4 protein-coding genes are annotated in these 3763 nt (G+C 34.0%); all 4 read left to right on the forward strand.

From position 1 onward, the window contains the following. Nucleotides 1–750 precede the first annotated feature (750 nt). The 4 genes from FTU91_RS15755 (at nucleotide 751) to FTU91_RS15770 (ending at nucleotide 3581) form a co-directional block, all read left to right on the forward strand. Complete coding sequence (locus tag FTU91_RS15755) at nucleotides 751–1329, forward strand: hypothetical protein (protein WP_228722218.1); 579 nt, start codon at nucleotides 751–753, stop codon at nucleotides 1327–1329. Beyond that, complete coding sequence (locus FTU91_RS15760; protein WP_005223114.1) at nucleotides 1322–2641, forward strand: hypothetical protein; 1320 nt, start codon at nucleotides 1322–1324, stop codon at nucleotides 2639–2641. Before FTU91_RS15755 ends, FTU91_RS15760 begins: the two co-directional genes overlap by 8 nt. A 402-nt stretch (nucleotides 2642–3043) precedes the next feature. Continuing rightward, nucleotides 3044–3304 carry a type II toxin-antitoxin system RelB/DinJ family antitoxin gene (locus tag FTU91_RS15765; RefSeq protein WP_004871910.1) on the forward strand — a complete coding sequence of 87 codons (261 nt, stop codon included), beginning with the start codon at nucleotides 3044–3046 and terminating at the stop codon, nucleotides 3302–3304. Next, nucleotides 3291–3581 (forward strand): type II toxin-antitoxin system YafQ family toxin, encoded by a 291-nt coding sequence (locus FTU91_RS15770; RefSeq protein ID WP_005265046.1) that lies wholly within the window; start codon nucleotides 3291–3293, stop codon nucleotides 3579–3581. The genes FTU91_RS15765 and FTU91_RS15770 overlap by 14 nt, the downstream gene beginning before the upstream one ends. The last annotated feature ends 182 nt before the right edge of the window (nucleotides 3582–3763 follow it).

The raw sequence follows: 3763 nt of genomic DNA on the forward strand, positions 1-3763 counted from the left end.
CCTTTCACTTTTTCACGCCCCAATTGGATAAAAATGAACAATTTCGTAAATTATAATTCTTTAACACTAAAGTTACATGTTACTTATGATTAAAAATCATTTAAATGATACATAATTTCATGAACTTCCAGATTGTAACTTTAGGGTATAGTTTAAAGTTACATACTTGAATACAGAGTTTGTTCTTATTCATAAAGTAGGCCTTCATTTGTTCAGATTAAGCAGTCAAGCTAATCAGAGTCATGGAACATTGATCAAAGAGTAGGCGTGGAACATGAGAAATCATAAAAAAAGCCCATTCGAGGGTGAATGGGCTTTTCATTATGCTACAACAATTTGATTTTTAAGTAAATAAATTTTGCATTTCGTATAAGGTGTATTAGGAAATCTTAAATTTAGATAATATTTATCAATGTCATTAAATTGCAAATTATTGGATAAACTGCCCCCCTATTCTTGTCCATGGTCTACCAGTCATTTTCATTTCTAGAATGTATTTAAATAATCTTGCGGAAGTTATATGAAAGCTACTCTATGAGCATCTTTTCTCTTTTTTAATAAAGATTAAACTCTTGCCTTTATCAGTCAGTGTAACGTGATAGCGAATAAACTGGTGTTCATATAAACTCTAATTATACTGAGAGCTTTTGATTTTTTTAAATTTTTGCCATTCATACTGAATTAACATACAAGTAAAATCAAAATTGATAAATATCCAGAAAATCAATATTTATACTAGAGCAAGCTTGTATGAATTTTATGAAAAATATACGAGTAACAACAGGGGTAATAATGTTTAAGTCTATTTTATTAGGATCTTTTTGCTTAATAGCTTTAAGTGCCTGCGGTGGAGAAAATGATTCCTCAGCACCACAAAATGAAAAAATAACGACAAAAGAGCAAGTCTTTCAGAAATTAGAGGATGAAGGGAAATTACCAAAACTTGAAAGAACAGATTCAATTTTAGGGATTGATAAGGACCAAAATGGCATCCGTGATGATATTGACGCTCATATTGAACAAAAATATAAAGATGAACTTGAAAAAAAAGCGGTTCAACAATTTGCAAGGAATAGTCAGCAAAAAATGGCTGTTAATTTAGAGAATGAAGTTGAATTACAAGCATCATCTTATGAAGCTGATAGAGCAACGACTTGTGTTTATAAAACATTCAAAAATAACCCGAATATAGACGCATCCGATGTAATTGATGAAATAGGAAATATGACTACAAATACCAAAAAACGCCTACAGGCTTATTACAAATATAGTGATGCTTTAGATGGCTTTGTGTTCACGATACCACAAAGAGATTACTGCGATGAATAAGAAAATTCATTTGAGTGCCATTTCTCTTTTAATGGTTGCATCTAGCATCACTAATGCTACAGACGATGTAAATGATTTGTGCAACAAGTCTGATATAACTATAGCCTATTTCAATGGTGTTCTTACGGATGAGAAAACAGCTCGTAAGAATCTTAATGAAATAGAAGAACGCTATAGTGACCAATCACCATCAGGTGAAAACATCAAATACCAAGTAATGTACAACAAAAGTCAATTCCTCTCTGATTTTGTGGAAACTTTTTATCAACGATTCTCAGAAGAAACCATAGGTGATCGTTGGGAATTATATACTGAAATAATAAAGCAACAGTTCCAAAACAATAACGGAAAAACTTGGCTTGGTCATATTAACGACGCTCTAACCGTAATAGCGACAGTACCTAGATTTGCTTTTGATTTAATTCAAAGAGAGGTTGTTGATAGTATTGTTGCAGCATTAAAGTTGACTGCACCAATTGCAGAACGAGAAACATATTTAAAGCATGAGCGTGACTTGCAACAAAGCCTTCTAGAAGGTAATAAAGTTATAATGATTGCGCACTCTCAAGGGAACTTGTTTGTTAATAAGGCGTATCAATATTCCATTTCAAAGACTGATTCCTCCGCAGTTGGTGTAATCCATGTAGCGCCTGCTTCTATTAAATTAAATGGAAATCATATTTTAGCTGATCAAGATTTAGTTATTAATGGTTTGCGTCTATCTGGTAGTGTTCCATCCAATACTCATAGCATTCCTGTTTATAAACCATTTGGGAATAATTTTGGACGTGATGCCTTTGGGCATGGGTTTTTAGAAACCTACACTAATCACAACTTTCCTATGTATTCAGCCTTAGACTCAGAAGTAAACAATCTTTTTAATACGCTTAAAGCACCTTCAAAAATCACTGAAACTGGTTTTTTTAATGTCATGCTCACCTGGGATGGATTAGGAGATGTAGACCTACATGTGGTTGAGCCATCTGGCAATAAAGTAATGTTCTCCAACCCTATTGGTGGATCAGGTTATTTGGATATTGATAATACTTATGCTAATGGACCTGAACATTACTTTGCATCATGTGATGCAACAAAACTTCAAACCGGTGCGTATAGAGTAGGTTTAGCAAATTACTCTCGTGCGGATGGTCGAGTTGCGACATTACAAGTAAAAAGCCAAACAGGTGTATCGCACAACAAATCATTCGTAATGGGGCAAAGTACTGGTAGTGCTACAGGCATTAATGCTTTTACTCTTAACGTAAGTAAAGACGAAGAAACAGGACGCTATAAGGTATTAGTAGCAGAGTAAATATTTGACTCATAGAGATCGTTTTAATCTAGCGATCCCTATGAGTCCTTTAATTGCTATGTTGAATGCGTTTCATAAGCGAAGATGGCCTTTAATGGTATGAATCAAATCGCTAAAGAAGCATGGATGGTAGTGCTAAAAAAATTAAACAATAATAAAGGCTTATAATTTTTTTACTTTTAACCTCAGTTAATAATGGGGTATTACCGATCGTTTTTCTAGGATACTGTCTAGGATCAACCCTGAGATGATATTTAACATAAAATCTCTTATTTACAATTTTAAAAAGTAGATTTTTCCACTAAATAACCCCCCATTTAACATAATGGCTGTTATACGAATTGAATTTTTCTTCATCCAGGAATATAGTGTGATTAACAATGTTAATCACAGGAGCTTAACATGGCTTCAAATGCACTAGTGACTACTCGCATCAATGAAAACATTAAGCATGAAGCAACGGAAGTTCTCGCAACAATGGGCTTAACTGTCTCAGATGCAGTCCGTTTATTATTGACCAAAGTAGCTAAAGAAAAGGCTTTACCTTTTGATATTTGGCAACCCAATGCTGAAACCATTGCAGCGATGGAAGAAGATCTAAGCAAAGCAAAGAGCTTCACTTCTGTAAAAGACTTGATGGCTGATCTAAATGCGGACGATTAAGTACACCTCTGCATTTAAGAAAGACTATAAACGTGAGAAAAAAGGTCAGCATCGAAATACAGTCGATGCTGAACTACAAACTGTTTTAGAGTTATTACAAGCCGATGAAACTTTGCCTGAAAAGTATCGTGACCATGCTTTGGTCAGTAATTGGGTAGGTCATCGTGACTGCCATATCAAACCAGATCTTGTTTTAATCTATAAGAAAACAGAAGAAGGTGAACTACTCATTTTGAAGTTAGTTCGATTAGGTAGTCATAGTGAATTGGCGATTTGAACGAGCTAATTTCAACAGAAAAATTTAAAAATTGATAAATGAAATGGGAGCTAAAGGCCACTGCTGTCCCACAAATATCACAAGAAGAACCTCAATTGAGGTTCTTCTTGTTTTCGCCATTTTTTATCAGGCACAAAGAGTGACCTTAAAAGTTTCCTTTCAAATAAATTGACCTGAATAAT

The organism is Acinetobacter sp. YH12201 (genome assembly GCF_013418145.1).
GTDB lineage: Bacteria > Pseudomonadota > Gammaproteobacteria > Pseudomonadales > Moraxellaceae > Acinetobacter.